This is a genomic window from Amycolatopsis sp. NPDC051128 (assembly GCF_040682715.1).
GTDB lineage: Bacteria > Actinomycetota > Actinomycetes > Mycobacteriales > Pseudonocardiaceae > Amycolatopsis.
Genome location: NZ_JBFBBN010000032.1, coordinates 36,756 through 53,687, shown reverse-complemented (window position 1 = coordinate 53,687; position 16,932 = coordinate 36,756). Strand labels below are relative to the sequence as shown.

At 71.8% G+C, this 16,932-nt stretch carries 17 protein-coding genes; 6 read left to right on the top strand and 11 right to left on the bottom strand.

Going from position 1 to position 16,932, the window contains the following annotated elements; genetic code table 11:
* Positions 1-78 precede the first annotated feature (78 nt).
* From AB0M82_RS28585 to AB0M82_RS28575, 3 genes are all read right to left on the bottom strand, one after another.
* Positions 79-798 carry a GntR family transcriptional regulator gene (locus AB0M82_RS28585; RefSeq protein WP_364728055.1) on the bottom strand — a complete coding sequence of 240 codons (720 nt, stop codon included), beginning with the start codon at positions 796-798 and terminating at the stop codon, positions 79-81.
* Position 799: 1 nt separating this feature from the next.
* The gene (locus AB0M82_RS28580; RefSeq protein WP_364728052.1) at positions 800-1,546 is read right to left on the bottom strand and encodes a maleate cis-trans isomerase; all 747 of its coding nucleotides are present in this window, start codon (positions 1,544-1,546) and stop codon (positions 800-802) included.
* 61 nt (positions 1,547-1,607) lie between these two features.
* Positions 1,608-2,348, bottom strand: coding sequence for an Asp/Glu/hydantoin racemase (locus AB0M82_RS28575; RefSeq protein WP_364728050.1), 741 nt, complete (start codon positions 2,346-2,348; stop codon positions 1,608-1,610).
* Positions 2,349-2,450: 102 nt separating this feature from the next.
* Here AB0M82_RS28575 and AB0M82_RS28570 point away from each other — a divergent pair, with 102 nt between their 5' ends.
* Genes AB0M82_RS28570 through AB0M82_RS28560 form a run of 3 tightly spaced genes read left to right on the top strand, consistent with a single transcriptional unit; the run spans position 2,451 to position 5,146 of the window.
* Positions 2,451-3,449 (top strand): D-2-hydroxyacid dehydrogenase, encoded by a 999-nt coding sequence (locus tag AB0M82_RS28570; protein WP_364728048.1) that lies wholly within the window; start codon positions 2,451-2,453, stop codon positions 3,447-3,449.
* Positions 3,446-4,828 carry an amidase gene (locus tag AB0M82_RS28565; protein WP_364728046.1) on the top strand — a complete coding sequence of 461 codons (1,383 nt, stop codon included), beginning with the start codon at positions 3,446-3,448 and terminating at the stop codon, positions 4,826-4,828. The genes AB0M82_RS28570 and AB0M82_RS28565 overlap by 4 nt, the downstream gene beginning before the upstream one ends.
* Positions 4,829-4,885: 57 nt before the next feature.
* Positions 4,886-5,146, top strand: a complete 261-nt coding sequence (locus tag AB0M82_RS28560) for a hypothetical protein (RefSeq protein ID WP_364728043.1) — start codon at positions 4,886-4,888, stop codon at positions 5,144-5,146.
* 28 nt (positions 5,147-5,174) lie between these two features.
* Here AB0M82_RS28560 and AB0M82_RS28555 read toward each other — a convergent pair whose 3' ends face one another.
* The 8 genes from AB0M82_RS28555 to AB0M82_RS28520 form a co-directional block, all read right to left on the bottom strand.
* Positions 5,175-6,407 (bottom strand): MFS transporter, encoded by a 1,233-nt coding sequence (locus tag AB0M82_RS28555; RefSeq protein ID WP_364728040.1) that lies wholly within the window; start codon positions 6,405-6,407, stop codon positions 5,175-5,177.
* Positions 6,404-6,943, bottom strand: a complete 540-nt coding sequence (locus AB0M82_RS28550; protein ID WP_364728038.1) for a helix-turn-helix domain-containing protein — start codon at positions 6,941-6,943, stop codon at positions 6,404-6,406. The genes AB0M82_RS28555 and AB0M82_RS28550 overlap by 4 nt, the downstream gene beginning before the upstream one ends.
* 43 nt (positions 6,944-6,986) lie before the next feature.
* Positions 6,987-7,826: a pyrroloquinoline quinone biosynthesis protein PqqB gene (pqqB, locus tag AB0M82_RS28545; protein ID WP_364728035.1), complete on the bottom strand. Its 840-nt coding sequence runs from the start codon at positions 7,824-7,826 to the stop codon at positions 6,987-6,989.
* Positions 7,823-8,887, bottom strand: coding sequence for a pyrroloquinoline quinone biosynthesis protein PqqE (pqqE, locus tag AB0M82_RS28540; protein WP_364728032.1), 1,065 nt, complete (start codon positions 8,885-8,887; stop codon positions 7,823-7,825). The genes pqqB and pqqE overlap by 4 nt, the downstream gene beginning before the upstream one ends.
* A complete protein-coding gene (gene pqqD / locus AB0M82_RS28535; RefSeq protein ID WP_364728029.1) occupies positions 8,878-9,144 on the bottom strand; it encodes a pyrroloquinoline quinone biosynthesis peptide chaperone PqqD in 267 nt (88 codons plus the stop codon). The genes pqqE and pqqD overlap by 10 nt, the downstream gene beginning before the upstream one ends.
* Complete coding sequence (gene pqqC, locus AB0M82_RS28530) at positions 9,141-9,830, bottom strand: pyrroloquinoline-quinone synthase PqqC (protein WP_364728026.1); 690 nt, start codon at positions 9,828-9,830, stop codon at positions 9,141-9,143. Before pqqC ends, pqqD begins: the two co-directional genes overlap by 4 nt.
* Positions 9,831-9,833: 3 nt before the next feature.
* The gene (gene pqqA, locus AB0M82_RS28525) at positions 9,834-9,929 is read right to left on the bottom strand and encodes a pyrroloquinoline quinone precursor peptide PqqA (protein WP_364728023.1); all 96 of its coding nucleotides are present in this window, start codon (positions 9,927-9,929) and stop codon (positions 9,834-9,836) included.
* A gap of 125 nt (positions 9,930-10,054) precedes the next feature.
* A complete protein-coding gene (locus AB0M82_RS28520) occupies positions 10,055-11,419 on the bottom strand; it encodes a wax ester/triacylglycerol synthase family O-acyltransferase (protein ID WP_364728020.1) in 1,365 nt (454 codons plus the stop codon).
* Between the two features lie 163 nt (positions 11,420-11,582).
* Between AB0M82_RS28520 and AB0M82_RS28515 the strand changes: the two genes are divergently transcribed.
* The 3 genes from AB0M82_RS28515 to AB0M82_RS28505 are packed head-to-tail and all read left to right on the top strand — an operon-like array spanning position 11,583 to position 16,932.
* Positions 11,583-13,205 (top strand): thiamine pyrophosphate-binding protein, encoded by a 1,623-nt coding sequence (locus AB0M82_RS28515; RefSeq protein WP_364728017.1) that lies wholly within the window; start codon positions 11,583-11,585, stop codon positions 13,203-13,205.
* A complete protein-coding gene (locus AB0M82_RS28510; RefSeq protein WP_364728014.1) occupies positions 13,202-15,235 on the top strand; it encodes a hydantoinase/oxoprolinase family protein in 2,034 nt (677 codons plus the stop codon). The genes AB0M82_RS28515 and AB0M82_RS28510 overlap by 4 nt, the downstream gene beginning before the upstream one ends.
* On the top strand, positions 15,232-16,932 hold the full coding sequence (locus AB0M82_RS28505) for a hydantoinase B/oxoprolinase family protein (RefSeq protein ID WP_364728011.1): 1,701 nt from the start codon (positions 15,232-15,234) through the stop codon (positions 16,930-16,932). Before AB0M82_RS28510 ends, AB0M82_RS28505 begins: the two co-directional genes overlap by 4 nt.

Here is a 16,932-nt window from a genome sequence, read left to right as displayed (position 1 = left end):
GAGTTCCGGTTCCAGTCACCCGATTTCGGGCTTCGGTCACATGAGCCGACCGTCCAGGTGCGCGAGCCGACCCTCCGATCACGCGTTTCCGGGCACCGGCGGGGCGTGTCCCTCCTGGAGACTGGTGCCCGGCGCGAGCCGCTGCACGGCGTCCTCCATGTGGGCGTCGAGCAGCGTCAGCGCGGTCTCTTCGTCGCCGTCGCGCAGGGCTTGGATCAGCTTCGTGTGCTCCTCCACGCGTTCTTCGACCCGCTGGTACGTGCTCTGCAGCGCGGTCAGGCACATCCGCGTCTCGATGAGCAGGGTCCGCGCCATCCGCACGAGCCGCTTGCTGCCGGAGGCGTTGATGAGGGCCTCGTGGAACTTGAGGTCCGCGGTGGAGAGCGCGCCCGGGTCGTCTTCGCTCGCGGCGGTCGCCATCTCGGCGACGGTCCGTTCGAGCACGTCCGCGATCCGGTCGCGGTCGCCGCCGCGCAGCGCACGGAGCATGGCGGCGCGCTCGATCGCGGAGCGGGCGGCGTAGATGTCGTAGACGTCGCCCGGCTCGAGGTCGATCACGAACAGCCCGCGGTGCCGTTCGCTGCGCAGGAGCCCTTCGGACACCAGGTGCTGCATGGCTTCCCGGAGCGGCCCCCGTGACACCTGGAAGCGCGACGCCAGCTCGGTCTCGCCGAGCTGGGTGCCGGGCGGGAGGGCGCCGGTCATGATCGCGTCACGCAGCTGGCGCGCGATGACGGCGGCTGTCGACTCGCGGCTGACCGGTTCGATCTCGGGCAGCATGCCCGGTGGCGGAGCCATCTCAGGCGCTCCCGTCCGGTAGGTGCCGGAACAACGCGCCGAGCGAGCGGACGAGCCGGTGCTGTCCGGTCAGGCGCAGGCCCTCCCAGACCGTGACCTGGTTGGCGGTCAGCACGGGCTTGCGGAGCGCGGCCTCGACGGCGTTGATCTCGCCGAGGGTGCGCATGGCGGTGTCCGGCACGAGGACCGCTTCGGCGTCCGGGTGGTCGTGGCTGACGGCGAGGTCGACGACGGCCTCCGGGGTCATCGCGCCGACCTCGGCGGCCGTGACGATGTCGGCGCTGGCCATCGAGACCACCTCGATGCCGCCGGCCTTGAGGAAGTCCACGAACAGCTGGGCGATGTCGTCCGGGTAGCTGGCGGCGACGGCGACCCGCTTGACGTCCAGGGCACGCGCGGCGTGCACGAACGCGAAGGAGGTGCTGGAGGCCGGGACCCCGGCGACGGCGGCGAGGCGGTCGGCCTGGTCGCGCGCGCCGTCCCAGCCGTAGACGAAGCTGCCGCTGGTGCAGGCCCAGATGACCGCGGCGGGCTCGTGCTTCTCGAGGAGGGCGGCGCCGTCGGCGAGGCGGGCCTCGCTGCCGAGGTCCAGCAGTTCGGCGACCGCGTGCTTGTCGGTGCCGTAGATGTGCTCGACCGCCAGCCGGATGTCGCCCTCGTCGACGGCCATGCCGCCGAGCAGCTGTTCGGCCAGCGGGTAGTCGTCTTCGGCCGCGTGGTCGGGGTAGATGAAGCCGATGGTGGTCACGGAACCTCCGGAGGGGACGCAAATTGTCGACAATCCTAGAGGGGAGGTCAAGAAAAACCTTTCACGACACGTCACGGAGCCACTTCCCGGGTCCGACGATGGGGAGGTTCATGCGGCGCAGGCACGCCCACATGGTCAGCTGGTTGGCGGTGAGCACCGGCTTGCCGAGCGCGGCTTCCAGCGGCTCGATCAGGTCGTAGGTGGGGAGGTTGGTGCAGCTGACGAAGATCGCTTCGGCGTCGCCGTGGTCGGCGGCGAGGATGCGTTCGGCGATGGTCCGGTAGCTGACCTTCCAGATCCCGCCGCCCAGGCCGAGGTGGTCGCTGGCCACCGTCTCGACGCCCAGCTCGGCGAGGAAGTCGTGCAGGGCGCGGGTGAGGTCGGCGTCGTACGGCGTGAGCACCGAGACGCGGTGCAGGTCGAGCTGGGTCAGCACTTCGGCCAGCGCGCCCGAGGTGGTGACGGCGTCCGGCGCGCCGGCGTCGCAGATCGCCTTGGTCAGCGAGCGCTCGTAGCCGACGCCGTTGACGAAGCTGCCCGACGTGCAGAGGTAGGCGACGACCTCGGGCTCGACGTGCAGCACGTCGCGGGTGGCGCTGGCCAGGTGGTGGCTGTCGCTGACCAGACGGGCCATCTCCATGCTGACCGGCACCGGCTCGTACGGCGTGCGGGCGAGGTGGAGGGACACCTCCATCGGCACCCAGCGCCAGAGCTCGCGCTCCAGCGCGAGGTCGAAGGGCGCGATGACGCCGATGCCCCGCTGGGCCAGCGGGCCGTCGAACGCCAGGAAGTCGAAATCCAAGGCTCAGCCTCCGGAATACGTCTGAAACTTGACACGTCCGGTGCTCCGGGGGTCGTTCCTCGGATTGTTGACAATCATACGAGTGACTTTTACCGTGTCAACGTGATCGCCTCGGAAGACCGGGAAACTCCCGTCCTGGCAGTGCTCTGCGGCGAGTCCCGCCCACCGGACATGCGTGCTGTCGAATCCGGGGCGGTCGTGCGTTACACCGACGCGGCGGGCCTTGCCGAAGCGTTGTCCGGAGCGGACGCCCTCTTCGTCTACGACTTCCTCTCGACGGCGGTGCCCGGCGCGTGGCACGCGGCCGACCGGCTGCGCTGGCTGCACATCGCCAGCGCGGGCGTCGACCCCGTGCTGTTCCCCGGGCTGCGCGAGAGCGACGTGGTCCTGACGAACTCGCGAGGGGTCTTCGACGACGCCATTGCGGAGTACGTGCTGGGCGTCGTGCTGGCCTTCGCGAAGGACTTCGCGCGGTCGCACGACCTGCAACGGGAGGGCCGCTGGCTGCACCGCGAGAGCGAGCGGATCGCCGGGCGCGAGGTGGTGGTCGTCGGCACCGGGCCGATCGGCCGGGCCATCGCGCGGCTGCTGCGCGCGGCCGGGATGCGGGTGAGCGGCGCCGGACGCCGGGCGCGCACCGGCGATCCGGACTTCGGCGTCGTGCACGAGTCCGCGCGGCTCACCGAGGTCCTGCCGGAGGCCGACTACGTCGTCGCCGTCGCGCCGCTGACCGAGCACACCAAGGGCATGTTCGACGCGCGCGCGTTCGCCGCGATGAAGCCGTCGGCGCGGTTCGTGAACGTGGGCCGAGGCGAGCTGGTGGTGACGTCGGACCTGGTCGAAGCCCTCGGGAACCGGTCCATCGCCGGGGCCGCGCTCGACGTGTTCGACACCGAGCCGCTGCCGGCCGGAAGTCCGCTGTGGAGCATGCCGGGCGTGCTGGTCTCGCCGCACATGTCCGGCGACTTCGTCGGCTGGCGGAACACTCTCGTCGAGGTGTTCACCGAAAACTTCCGCCGCTGGCGCGCTGGGGAGCCGCTGCGCAATGTCGTCGACAAGACGCTCGGCTACGTGCCGTCGGGGAACCAGGGAGCCGGATGAACGACAGGATGCTGACCGCCAGCGAGCTCGTGGCCGCCTATGCGACAGGCGAGCTTTCACCGATCGAGGCGACGCAGAGCGCGCTGCAGGCCATCGAAGCCCGCGACGGCGAGTGCAACGCCTTCTGCCTCGTCGACGCCGATCGGGCGTTGGAGCAGGCCAAGGCGTCCGAGGTCCGCTGGCGGGACGGCAACCCGATCGGCTGGCTCGACGGCGTGCCCGCGTCGATCAAGGACATGTTCCTCACCCAGGGCTGGCCGACCGTCCGTGGCTCGAAGAGCATCAGCCCGGACCAGCCGTGGGACGTCGACAGCCCGGTCGCCGCGCGGATGCGCGAGGCAGGCCTGGTGCTGCTGGGCAAGACGACCACGCCCGAGATCGCGTGGAAGGGCGTCACCGACAGCCCGCTCCGCGGCATCACGCGCAACCCGGCCGATCCGTCGAAGACGGCGGGCGGCTCGAGCGGTGGCAGCGCGGCGGCCGTCGCGGCCGGGATGGGCGAGCTGTCCGTCGGCACCGACGGCGGTGGTTCGGTGCGGATCCCGGCGTCGTTCTGCGGCGTCGTCGGGCTCAAGCCGACTCACGGCCGGATCCCGCTCTACCCGGCGAGCCCGTTCGGCCCGCTCTCGCACGCCGGCCCGATGGCGCGGTCGGTGGACGACACCGCGCTGCTGCTGGACGTGCTGTCGATGCCCGACCACCGCGACCCGGCCGCGCTGGCGCCGCCGGTGGCGTCGTTCCGCGAGGCGGTCCGGCGGGACGTGCGTGGCCTGATCGCCGCGTTCTCGCCGGCGCTCGGCTACGTCGACGTCGACCCGGAGGTGGCCGCGATCGTCGCGGCGGCGGTGCGCGCGCTGGGCGACGCGGGTCTGCGCATCGAGGAGACCGACCCCGGGTTCGCCGACCCGAAGCCGGCGTTCGACATCCTGTGGTCGTCCGGTGCGGCGAAGCTGCTCGACTCGTTCCCGCCGGGGTCGGCGGAGCGGACCGACCCCGGTCTGCGCAAGGTCTGGGAGCTGGGCAGGACGTGGTCGGCGAGCGACTACCTCGACGCGACCGCCGAGCGGGCCGCGCTGGGCATCCTGATGGGCGAGTTCCACACCCGCTACGACGTGCTGATCACCCCGACCGTCCCGATCGCCGCGTTCGAGGCCGGGCACGACGTGCCGCCCGGCAGCGGGCTGAGCGAGTGGCCGGAGTGGACGCCGTTCACGTACCCGTTCAACATGACCCAGCAGCCGGCGATCAGCGTGCCGGCCGGGCACACGTCGGCGGGGCTGCCGGTCGGCCTGCAGATCGTCGGGCCGCGGCACTCGGACGACCTCGTGCTGGCCGTGGCGAAGCTGCTGGAGGAAGTCCGGCCCTGGGCGCCCGCCTGACCCACTTAAGGGTGAAACCAGGGCCGCAGCGGGGGAAGCTGTGCCACTGTCGGCCGGGTGAACGCTCAACAAGGCTGGCGGTACGAACGAACCATTCCCACCGTCGACGTCGCCGGCGAGCCGGCCCGCGTGTTCGTCGGCCTGGTCGAGCAGGGCGACCGGATCGCGGCCGCGCTGCGGGTGGACGACGGCAAGGCGGTGCTGGTCCCGCTGGAGACCGGCGGTGAGCTTCTGAAGGCCCTGCGCGAAACCCTGGAGAACTGGTGGCGTCTCGACGGCCACCGCGACCTGGCCCCGGGACCCCGCCCGGGCCGTTGAGCGCGGGCGACGGGCGGCGACCTCGTGGTCAGTGCGGGCCGGTGCCGGCGCTGACCGGCGTGCGGCGGACCAAGCCGCGGATCTGCGAGCTGCACAGCACGAGCGCGGTCGTGGCCACCACCAGGACCGCCCCGCCGAGCAGGGTTGATTCGCGGCCGGCGTGCTCGGCCAGGGGACCCGCGCTGATCTGGCCGAGCGGGAGCGCGAGGAACGAGCCGAGCATGTCGTAGGAGTACACGCGGGCGAGCTTGTCCGGCGGCACGTTCTCCTGCAGCGACACGTCCCACGCGACGGAAAACTGCTCGATCGCGATGCCGCCGAGGAACATGGCGAGCAGCAGGGGCGCCAGGTACGGCGTCACGCCCAGTGCCACGATCGGGAGCGCGTTCACCATGACCAGGGCGACGCCGAAGAACAACATCCGCCGGGGCCGCCAGTGGGCCGCGATGACGCCGCCGAGCAGGGCGCCGGCGGTCCGGACGGCGAGGGCCAGTCCCCAGCTGGTGCGGCCGAACGTGTCGTCGGCGACCAGCGGGCCGAGCACCGTGATCGCGCCCGAGTTGATCGCGTTGACCAGCATGAACTGTAGAACCACCAACCACACCCAGGACCGGGAGCGGAACTCCCGCCAGCCTTCGGCGAGCTCGGCGAGCGGCCGGCTGCCGGGGATGCGGTCCCCGTCCGGCAGCCGGATCCGGCGGTAGGACAGCGTGGCGGCGACGAACAGCAGCGCGTTCCCGGCGAGCGCCCACCCGGAACCGGCGAAGGCGACGAGGATCCCGGCGAGACCGGCCCCGGCGATCCGGCCGGTGTTCGACAGCAGCCGGACCAGCGCGTTCGCCTGGGCGAGGAGCGTGATGGGCACGGTCAACGGCGTGAGCGCCGCGGCCGCGGGGAGCGAGATGGCCGAGACGGCGCCGTTGACCAGGCTGAGCCCGACCAGCAGCGGCACCGACGCGAATCCACAGAGGACACTCACGGCGATGGCGGCCTGCGTGATTGCCGCGGCGGTCTCGGTGCCCTGCAGGATCACCGACCGCGGTAACCGGTCGGCGAGCATCCCGCCGAACAGCACCAGCAGGATGTTGGCGACGGACCGGGCTCCGACGACGATCCCGAGGTCCACGGCCGAGCCGGTGAGGTCGATGACGGCGAAGGCGAGTGCGAAGGGGGCGACGGCGTTGGCGAAGTCGGCGAACGTCCGGCCGGTGACCAGGGCGCGGAAGCGGGGTTCGCGCAGCGGGGCGAGCAATGTGCTCATCCGAGTTTCTCGGGAGCCGCCGCCGTTCCGGCGGATTCTCCCAGCTCGAACAGCGCCAGACTCACACTGATCCGCACCGTTCCCGGAGTTCTCGGCGGCTGGGCCGCGTCGTGCAGTTCCCGGCTCAGTGTCCTCGCCTGCTTCAGCGTTCGTGCCCACACCTCCGGGGACACCCAAAGTTCGGCGTCGGTCAGCGAAGCCGGACGGTCCGGTGCGCGCAGGTCCGCCCGGCGGACCAGTTCGTCCGCGACCGCCTTCGTCACCAGGCGCCGCTCGTCCGGATTGCGGGCGGTGAGCCGCTTGCCGGAGTCCGGGCGGTGGCGGTAGCGCTTCGCCCGGCCGCCACGGATGCGGACCTCCTCGGTGACCTCGAGCAGGCCCGCGTCGTGGAGGCGGCGGATGTGGTAGCTGGTGTTCGCCTGCGTGTCGCCGAGTTCGCGCGCCGCCTCGGCCGCGCTCATCGCCGTGCCGGTCAGCAGCGACAGGATCCGCATGCGGAGCGGGTGGGCCAGTACCCGCAGCTGGTCGTGAGGCATGACCTTAGCCTGCCACCACTGTCAAAGAGTTATTTGGGGGTCGCTAGAGCGAGAACTCCGTGCCGTCCGGGGGCAGCAGCGCGCCCGCGGCCAGCACCGCGGCGTGCTCGGCCGACGCCGGGTCGAGCACCGGGTTCGTGTTGTTGAGGTGCGTGAACGCCCAGCGCGGCCCGGGCCGCTCGGCGATCCGGGCGAGGCTCGCGGTGATCGGCAGGTGCCCCATCGCGAGCTGGTCCGGCCCGCCGACGCCGGCCATCTCGTCCGGTGCGTAGAACGTTCCGTCCAGCAGCACGACGTCCGCGCCCTCCACAAAGGAATCGAACCCGGCGGGCCAGCTCTTCAGGCACGGTGCGTACACCAGGACTCCGCCGGTCGAGACGTCTTCGATCCGGTAGGCGACCACCCAAGGCCCGCCCTGGTCGGACGCGCGCGCGTACTTCGGCCGCTTGTCGCTCACCGGAAGGCACGTCACACGCAACCCGGGGAGATCGGACACCGGGAGCCAGTCCCAGCCGCCGTAGCCGTCGATGATTTCGCGGACCGGGAGAAGCGCCCGCGACACCGCTTCCGGCGCCCGCACGGGGAGTCCGCCGGCCTCGCGCAGCAGCACCAGGCCCAGCGCGTGGTCGAGTTCGGCGTCGGTCAGCAGCACCCCGCGCAGCGGGATCTCGCGCGGCCCGGGGCCGGGCCGCAGCGCCGGCGTCCCGAGGAGCTGGGACCGGATGTCCGGGGAGCAGTTGAGCAGGTACCAGCCGGCGCCGTCCGCGCTCACCGCGACACAGTCCTGCGTTCGCGGCTCGAGCCCGGCCGTGCACAGGGGGCACGCGCAGTTCCACTGTGGACATCCGCCGCCCGCGGCGGTGCCGAGCAGGATGACCTTCACCGGCGCATGATCAGGTCGGAGGTGCCCGGCCTCGCCAGCACCAGGTCGACGACGTCGCGCCGCGGCGACCGTGAGCACACCGGGTCGGTGGCCGCGGCGTCGCCGGTCAGCAGGAACGCCTGGCAGCGGCAACCGCCGAAGTCGAGCCCGCGGCGGTCGCACGTGCGGCACGGCTCGGCCATCCAGTCCTCGCCGCGGTAGGCGTTGAACGACTCGGAGCGGTACCAGATCTCGGCGAGCGGCGTGTCCCGCACGTTGTCCAGCGCGAGCGTCGAAATCGCCGAAGCCGCCGGGCACGGCAGCACGGTCCCGTCCGGCGCCACGGTCAGCTGCCGCGCACCCCAGCCGTACATGCACGGCTTGGGGTAGGGCTCGTAGTAGTCGGCGACGACGTAGACGATCTCCATCGTGCCGCGCAGCCGTTCCATCGCCGCGCGCACGACCGGCTCGGCGGCGTCGAGCTGCGCACGGGTCGGCATCAGCGCGTCGCGGTTGCGCAGCGCCCAGCCGTAGTACTGCGTGTTGGCCAGCTCCAGCCGGTCCGCGCCCATCCGCTCGGCCAGCTCGATGATGCCGGCCAGCTGGTCGTGGTTGCGCCGGTGCAGCACCACGTTGAGCGACAGCGGCAGCCCGGACGCCTTCACCAACGCAGCCGCGGCCAGCTTCCGGTCGTGCGCCTTCGCGCCGGCCAGCAGGTCCGCCCGCTCCCGCGTCGCGCCCTGTGCCGACAGCTGGACGTGCGCCAGCCCGCGCGCGACGAGGTCGTCGAGCCGGGGCGAAGTCAGGCCGAGCCCGGAGGTGACCAGGTTGACGTAGCAGCCGAGCCCGCTCGCGTGCGCCACCAGTTCGGGCAGGTCGGGCCTGGCCAGTGGCTCGCCGCCGGACATGTGCACCTGCAGCACGCCCAGTTCGCGGGCCTGCGAAAGCACCGACAGCCAGTCCGCTGTGGACAGTTCGGCGTCCCGGGTGGCCAGCTCGACCGGGTTGGAGCAGTAAGGACAGTGGAGCGGGCAGCGGTGGGTCAGCTCGGCCAGCAGGCCCAGCGGCGGGTTCACGTCCACGCGACGACCCGCCGTTCGCCCAGCCTGTTCAGCACGTCCACCACGTCGTCCTCCCGCACGCCGGAGTAGCGCCGCGACAGCGCCGCGGCGATTTCGGAGACGGACCTGGTGCCGTCGCAGAGTTCGAGGACCGCCGCCGCGGTGGCGTTCGGCACCAGGACGCCTTCGGGGAACAGCAGCACGTGCGTCTCCCGGACGTGGTCGTAGGACAGCCGCACGCCCCGCCGCAGCTGCGGGACGGAGTCCACGGTGATCACCCCGCCGCCCGTTCGATCGCGTCGAGCATCGACCACAGCACGTCGCACTTGAACGACAACGCGGCGATGGCGCGGTCCTGCTGCTCACGCGTGACGCAGTGGCGGACCACGATGTCGAGGGTGTCCTTGCCTTCGCCGGAGACCTTGTCGATCCGGTTGGTGAAGTAGGCGAGGTCCTCGCCGGCGATCCACGAGTAGTTCGCGAGCATGTCCGCGACGCGTTTCCGCATCAGGTGCCCGGCGAACATCTCGGTCAGCCCGGAGGCAACGGCCTCCCACCACGGTTTCGTCCGCGCGAAGGTCACGTACGCGTCGACGGCGAACCGGACGCCGGGGGCGACGTGCCGCTCGTCGAGAACCTCTTCGCGGTCGAGGCCGACCGCCGTGCAGAGCCGCAGCCAGCGCTCGATCCCGCCGGTGCCGGCGCTCACCCCGTCGTGGTAGACGATCCGGTCGAGCCACTGACGCCGGATCTCCGGCAGCGGGCAGTTGCTGATGATCGCCGCGTCCTTCTGCGGCAGCGAGCACTGGTAGTACCAGCGGTTCGCCGCCCAGATCCGTAGCCCGCGTTCGTCGAGTTCGCCCGCGTGCAGCCGGTGGTGGAACGGGTGCGTTCCCCAGTACCGGCCGGAAAGCCCGCGCAGCTCGGCGACGAACGCGCTTTCCGAAAGTGGCTCGACCGGCACTCTTCAGTCCGCCATGCGGGCCGCGTACGCGGTGACCTCCATGGGAGTTTCGTACTCGACGAAGTCGGGGGTCGTCCACACCTCGGTGGGTTCGGTCATTTCCTGCTCCTTTCCGAGACTGATCATCGCCACCGTAAAAGCGCCGGGGGCGGGTGACCAGTTCTTTCGCCGAGGAGTTCGGAACTTTCCTTCCTATGGCCGAGTGTGGTTGCCACTCAGCGGCGCTACCTGACCGCGGCTTCCAGCTCCACCAGCGCCGTGTCGAGGTGGCTGAGAATCCGCTGCAGGTGCGGCACGCTGCGGCGGCAGCCGGTGACGCCGAAGTCGAGGTTGTCGCCGTTGCTGGTCAGCGTGATGTTGACGGCCTGGCCGTCGAGCAGCACCGACGCCGGGTAGATGCCGTCGAGCTGCGCGCCGTTCCAATACATCTGCTTGCGCGGGCCGGGCACGTTCGAGATCACCAGGTTGAACGGCGGCCGCGTGTTGTTGACGACGCCCGGGATCGGCGAGACGCCGAGCTGCGCGACGTTGACCGCCGACAGCAGCAGCGTCTGCAACGGCGTGAGCTCCGAGAACAGCCGCTTGCCGTTGCGCATGGACTGGTGGATCGTGACGAGCCGCTTGCCCGCGTCCGGCAGGTCGGTGGCCAGATTGCACAGCAGCGCGCCGATGTTGTTGCCCGCGGCCTCGCCGGGGTCGGTCTGGCGGCGCAGTGACACCGGCACCATCGCGATCAGCGGCGCGTCCGGGAGCGCGCGCTGCTCGATGAGGTAGTCCCGCAGCGCGCCGGAGCACATCGCGAGCACGACGTCGTTGCGCGAGACCCCGGCGGCCGTGGCCACCTGCCGGACGCGGTCCAGTGACCACGACTGCGCCGCGAACCGCCGCGCGCCGCCGATCGGCACGTTGAACATCGTCCTCGGCGCCTGCCCTGGCAGGGTCACCGTGTGCTCGCCGAAGGCCTCGCGTGCCACCTTCATCGCGGCGGGCGCCAGCCCGGCGAGCTGGTTGACGGTCTTGCCCGCGGTCCGCAGGAGCGACCGGGGACGCTTGACGCGCTCTTCGCCGGGCTTGCGGCGGCTGCCCCACCACGGCGGGCAGTCCAGGTCCGCGGGGTCGTCCGACAGCGTGCCCTGCAGCTGGCGCAACGCCGAGACGCCGTCCATCAGCGCGTGGTGGACTTTGGTGTAGACGGCGAAGCGGCCGTCGGCGAGGCCCTCGATGAGGTGGGTCTCCCAGAGCGGCCGGTGCCGGTCGAGCAGGGTGCTGTGCCAGCGTGACGTCAGTTCCAGCAGCTCGCGGACGCGGCCCGGCTGAGGCAGCGCGGAGTGCCGGAAGTGGTAGTCGAGTTCGAGCTCCGTGTCGTTCGCCCAGACGACGTGGCCGAGCGTGTTGACCGGCCGGGCCGGGCGGCGCCGGAAGACCGAGCGGATGTTGTCCGATTCCAGCAGGCTCGTGCGGACGTCGCGCAGGTAGTCCGGGCCGGCGCCCTCGGGTTTCTTGAACAGCTGCAGGCCACCCACGTGCATTGGATGCTCGCGCGTTTCGACCAGGAGGAACATCGAATCGGTCACGGGCATCATCGCCATGGGACATCACCTTCCGCACTCGGCACGCCGACTGTACGCGCTCGGTGGCCGCCGGTGGATCACGTGCTCCACTGGTGAGGGTTGCCGTCCGCGGCGCCGGGGAAACGTCGCTGCCACGAGGGCTGATTGCCAGATCGTTCAACGATCTGGCAGTATTCGGTCCGTGGCTGTGAGTGGTGCTCGGGAACTGGTGGACGCCCTTGAATCGCTGGGGACCGAGATCGTGTTCGGCCTCCCGGGCGTGCACAACCTGCCGTTGTGGGAGGCACTGGCCGAGACCGGCATCAAGGTCGTCGGGGTCCGCCACGAGCAGACCGCCGGGTACGCCGCCGACGGCTACGCCCGCGCCACCGGCAAGCTCGGGGTCGCGCTGGTCACCACCGGCCCCGGCGCGGCGAACACCCTCGGCGCGGTCGGCGAAGCCATGGCGTCCGCGGCTCCGGTGCTGGTCATCGCCACCGACATCCCCTCGACCTTGCGGCGCCCCGGCGTCGTCCGCGGCGTGCTGCACGAGACGTCCGACCAGCAGGCGATGTTCGCGCCGGTGACCAAGGGCGGCTTCACCGTGCGGGCCGCGGACCAGATCGGCACCACCGTGCACCGCGCGGCCCGGCTCGCGCTGCAGCCGCAGAGCGGGCCGGTCTACCTCGGCGTGCCCACCGACTACCTGCGCGAGACCGTGCCGCACCGCCGTCCGCCCGCGCCGCACCGCAAGCCCGACGGCGACGTCCCCGACCTCGCGCGGGCCGAGGCGCTGCTGTCCGACGCGAACCACCCGCTGATCTGGGCCGGTGGCGGCGCGCTGCGGTCGGGGGCGGGCGACGCGATCGGCGCGCTCGCCGAGAAGATCGCCGCGCCGGTCATCACCACGTTCGGCGCTCGCGGCCTGCTCCCGCTCGACCACCCGTGCCTCGCGCCGAACCCGGTGCACACGCCGGAGGTCGGCGAACTGTGGGACGAGGCCGACGTCGTGCTCGCCATCGGCACCGACTTCGACGGCCTGATGACGCAGAACTGGCTGATGCCGAAGCCGCCGACGCTGATCGCGGTGAACGTCGACGCCGACGACGCCGCCAAGAACTACCCGCCGGACCTGACGCTGGTCGGCGACGCGCGCGCCATCGTCGAGCGGCTGCTGCCGAAGGAGCGGCCGGGCCTGGACGACATCACGTTGCGGCTGGCGGGGATCGGCCGCCGGGTGCGCCAGCGGATCCGCGACGAGGAGCCGCAGGCCTACGACTTCCTGTCCACTCTGGAGGAGGTGCTGCCGACCGACGCGGTGCTCGTGTCCGACATGTGCGTCGCCGGGTACTGGGTCGGCGGCTTCCACCGGGTGCGGGCGCCGCGCAAGCTCGCCTACCCGATGGGCTGGGGCACCCTCGGCTACGGCTTCCCGGCGTCGCTCGGCGCCGCCGCGGCCGGTGCCGGGCGCGCGATCTGCATCACCGGCGACGGCGGGTTCCTCTACGCCTGCGGTGATCTCGCGACGCTCGCGCAGGAGCAGCTGCCGGTCACGGTGGTCCTGGTCGACGACGGCGGCTACGGCATGCTGCGCTACGACCAGGAGCGCGAAGGTCTCCCGCGGCGCGGGGTCGACTGGGACAGCCCGGACTTCGTCGGCCTGGCCCGGTCCTTCGGGGTGCACGCCGACCGGGTCTCCGGCTTCGGCCGGGCGTTCCGGCGGCTGCTCGGCGAGTTCGTCGAATCGGACGAGCCGAACGTGCTGGTCGTGAAGGCCAAGCTGAAGCCGCCGCTCAACACTTCGCCGCGGTGGTACCGGAAATGAGGATCGGGGTCGACATCGGCGGCACGTTCACCGACCTCTGCGCCGTGGACAGCACCGGGATCGTCGCCGTCGGCAAGGTCCTGACCACCCACGACGAGCCGGCCCGCGCGGTCGAGGAAGGCCTGGCGGCGCTCTTCGCGGACGCCGGGATCGCCGCCGGGGACGTCGAGCAGGTCGTGCACGGCACCACCCTCGTGACGAACGCGCTGATCGAGCGCACGGGCTCGCGGACGGCGCTGCTCGCGACCGCCGGGTTCCGCGACGTCCTCGAAATGCGGCGCGAACACCGCTACGAGCTCTACGACCTGCGCATCGAGCTGCCGGAGCCGCTCGTCCCGCGGCACCTGCGGTTCGACGTCCCCGAACGGATCCTGGCCGACGGTTCCGTCCACATCGGACTCGACGAGGCGTATGTCGCCCGGCTCGGCCGCGAGCTGGCCGCCCGGGGGATCGACGCCGTCGCGATCTGCTTCCTGCACGCGTTCACCAACCCGGCTCACGAGCGGCGCGCGGCCGAGGTGCTGGCGGAGGTGGCGCCCTCGCTCAGGGTGGCGCTGTCCTCGGACGTCGTTCCCGAGATCCGCGAGTTCGAGCGCGCGTCGACCACGGTCGCGAACGTCTACGTCCAGGACCTCACCGAGCGCTACCTGCGCGACCTCGAACGCCGGCTGGCGCGGCTCGGCGTCACCGGCGCGCCGCACATCATGCTGTCCAACGGCGGGCTGGCCACGGTGGACACCGCGGCCCGGCACCCGATCCGGATCCTCGAGTCCGGCCCGGCGGGCGGGGCGAGAGCCGCTGTATCATTGGGGCCGCCGGACCTGCTGGCGTTCGACATGGGCGGCACCACGGCGAAGCTGTGCCTGATCGCCGGGGGCGCGCCGCTGGTGACCCACCAGTTCGAGGTGGACCGCAAGTACCGGCTGCTGCCCGGGTCCGGCCTGCCGGTGCGGGTGCCGGTCACCGACATGATCGAGATCGGCGTCGGCGGCGGCTCGATCGCCCGGATCGACGCGCTCGGCCTGCTCACCGCCGGCCCCGATTCGGCCGGGTCCGAACCCGGCCCGGCCTGCTACGGCCGCGGCGGCACCGAGCCCACGGTGACCGACGCCGACCTGGTGCTCGGCTACCTCGACCCGGCCTACTTCCTGGGCGGCGGGATGCGGCTCGACGCGGCGGCCGCCGGTGACGCGATCCGGACGCGCATCGCCAACCGGCTCGGCGTGAGCGTCGAAGAGGCCGCGTGGGGCATCCACACGAGCGTCAACGAGGACATGGCGAACGCCGCGCGCGTGCACGCCGTCGAGCGGGGCCAGGACCCGGCGAAGCTGCCGATGTACACCTTCGGCGGGGCGGGACCGGTGCACGGCGTCGGCGTCGCCCGCGCGCTCGGAGCGCCGTCGGTCGTCGCGCCGCCGGCCGCCGGTGTGCTCAGCGCGGCGGGGTTCCTCACCGCGCCGCTGGCGTTCGACTTCGTCCGGTCGGCCCGCACGGCCGTGGACGACCTGGCGTGGGAGCAGGTCGACGCGCTCTTCGCCGAGATGGAGGCGGAGGGCGCGGCGCTGCTGGCGAAGTCCGGTGCTTCCGAGGTCACCCACCGGCGCATCGCCGAGATGCGCTACGCCGGGCAGGGTTACGAGATCCGTGTCCCGGTCCACGGCGGCAGCTGGCCGGAAACCCTGGTCGGCGAGTTCACTCGGACCTACCGCGCGCTCTACCGGCGTACCGGGCCCGACGTCGGCGTCGAGGTGCTGAACTGGCGGGTCGTCTCGAGCGGCCCCGCGCCGGACGTCACGCTGCGGCTGGCCGCGTCGGCGTCCCCCGGAGACGCGCGGAAGGGCACCCGCAAGGCCTACTTTCCCTCGGCAGGTGGATTTGTCGACACGGCGGTTTTCGACCGGTACCAGCTCCGGCCCGGGGTGCGGATCGACGGCCCGGCCATTGTGGAGGAACGCGAGTCCACTGTGGTCGTCCCGCCCGGCGCGCACTGCGTCGTCCGGGAGGACGCGGCGCTGGAGGTGACGGTGTGACCGTCGATCCCATCCTCGTCGGGCTGTTCGGCAACCGGTTGCACTCGATCCTCGCCGAGCAGCAGAACGCGCTGGTCAACACGGCCTTCTCCGCGGTGGTCCGCGAATCGCTCGACCTGGCCTGCGCGGTGTTCGACTCGCGCGGCGAGATGATCGGCCAGTCCGTCGGCGGCACGCCCGGCCACATCAACGCGATGGCGACCGGCATGCACCACTTCGTCGCGGCGCACCCGCCGGAGACCCTGGCACCCGGGGACGTGCTGCTCACCAACGACCCGTGGCAGACCGCCGGGCAGATCAACGACATCACGGTGGCGACGCCGGTGTTCCGGCGCGACCGGCTGGTCGCGTGGTTCGCGTCGTGCTGCCACGCACCGGACATCGGCGGCCGGCTGGTGTCGGCCGAGGCCCACGAGGTCTTCGAAGAGGGCCTGCGGCTGCCGATCCTCAAGTTCCTGCGCGCGGGCGTGGTCAACGCCGACCTGGAACGGCTGGTCCGGGCCAACGTGCGGACGCCGGAGGAGACCATCGGCGACCTGTACGCGCAGGTCACCGGCAACGAGGTCGGCGCGGCGAGCCTGCTGCGGCTGCTGGACGAGTTCGGCCTCGACACCCTCGACGACGTCGCCGCCGAGATCATGAACCGCTCCGAAAAGGCCCTGCGCGACGCGCTGCGGGAGCTGCCGGACGGGACCTACTCCAACGAGATCGTCACCGACGGCTTCGACGACGAAGAAATAGTGCTGCGCGTGACGGCCACTGTGGACGGTGACGAGATCCACCTCGACTTCGCGGGCTCGTCGCCGCAGAGCCGTCGCGGGATCAACGTCGTGCTGAACTACACGCGGGCGTACGCGTCGTTCGCGGTCAAGGCGGCGATTTCGCCCGAGGTGCCGCACAACGCGGGGTCGTTCCGCCCGGTGCGTGTCACCGCGCCCGAGGGCTCGGTGCTGAACTGCCTGCCGCCCGCGCCGGTCGCGTCCCGGCACCTGATCGGGCACTTCCTGCCGTCGCTGCTGATCGGCGCGCTTCCTCGCGCGGCGATCGCGCCGAGCGCGGACGCGCTGTGGATGACGATCTGGCGCGGGTCCGGCTTCATGCTCAACGTCTTCCAGACCGGTGGCATGGGCGCGCGGGCGGACAAGGACGGGCTCAGCACGACGGGCTTCCCGAGCGGGCTGCGGTCGACGCCGACCGAGGTCATCGAGACCATGGCGCCCCTCGTCCAGCGCGCACGCGAACTGCGCGTGGACTCCGGCGGTGCCGGCCGGTGGCGGGGTGGCCTCGGCCAGGTGACGTCGATGGCTCTGCGGGGCTCGGGTTCGTGGAGCGTCAACGGGAACGTCGACCGGGTGCGCGCCGCCGCGTCCGGTGTGGACGGTGGTTCGCCTGGCGCACCCGGTCGCTTCGGGCTGTGGGGAGGGGCGGACCTGCCCGCGAAGAGCCGGGTGACGCTGGCCGCGGAGTCCGTTGTGGACGTCACGCTGCCCGGTGGTGGCGGGTACGGGCCGCCGTTCGAACGGCCGGTGGCGGCGGTGCTCGCCGACGTCGTCGACGGCTACGTCTCGGTGGAAGCGGCGCGCGAGGTGTACGGCGTCGAAGTGCGGTACCTCGGCGACCCGGACGCGCTCGTCCGGCTGCCCGGGGACTACGCGGTGGACGAAGAGCAGACAACACGACTGAGGGCAGGGAAGTGA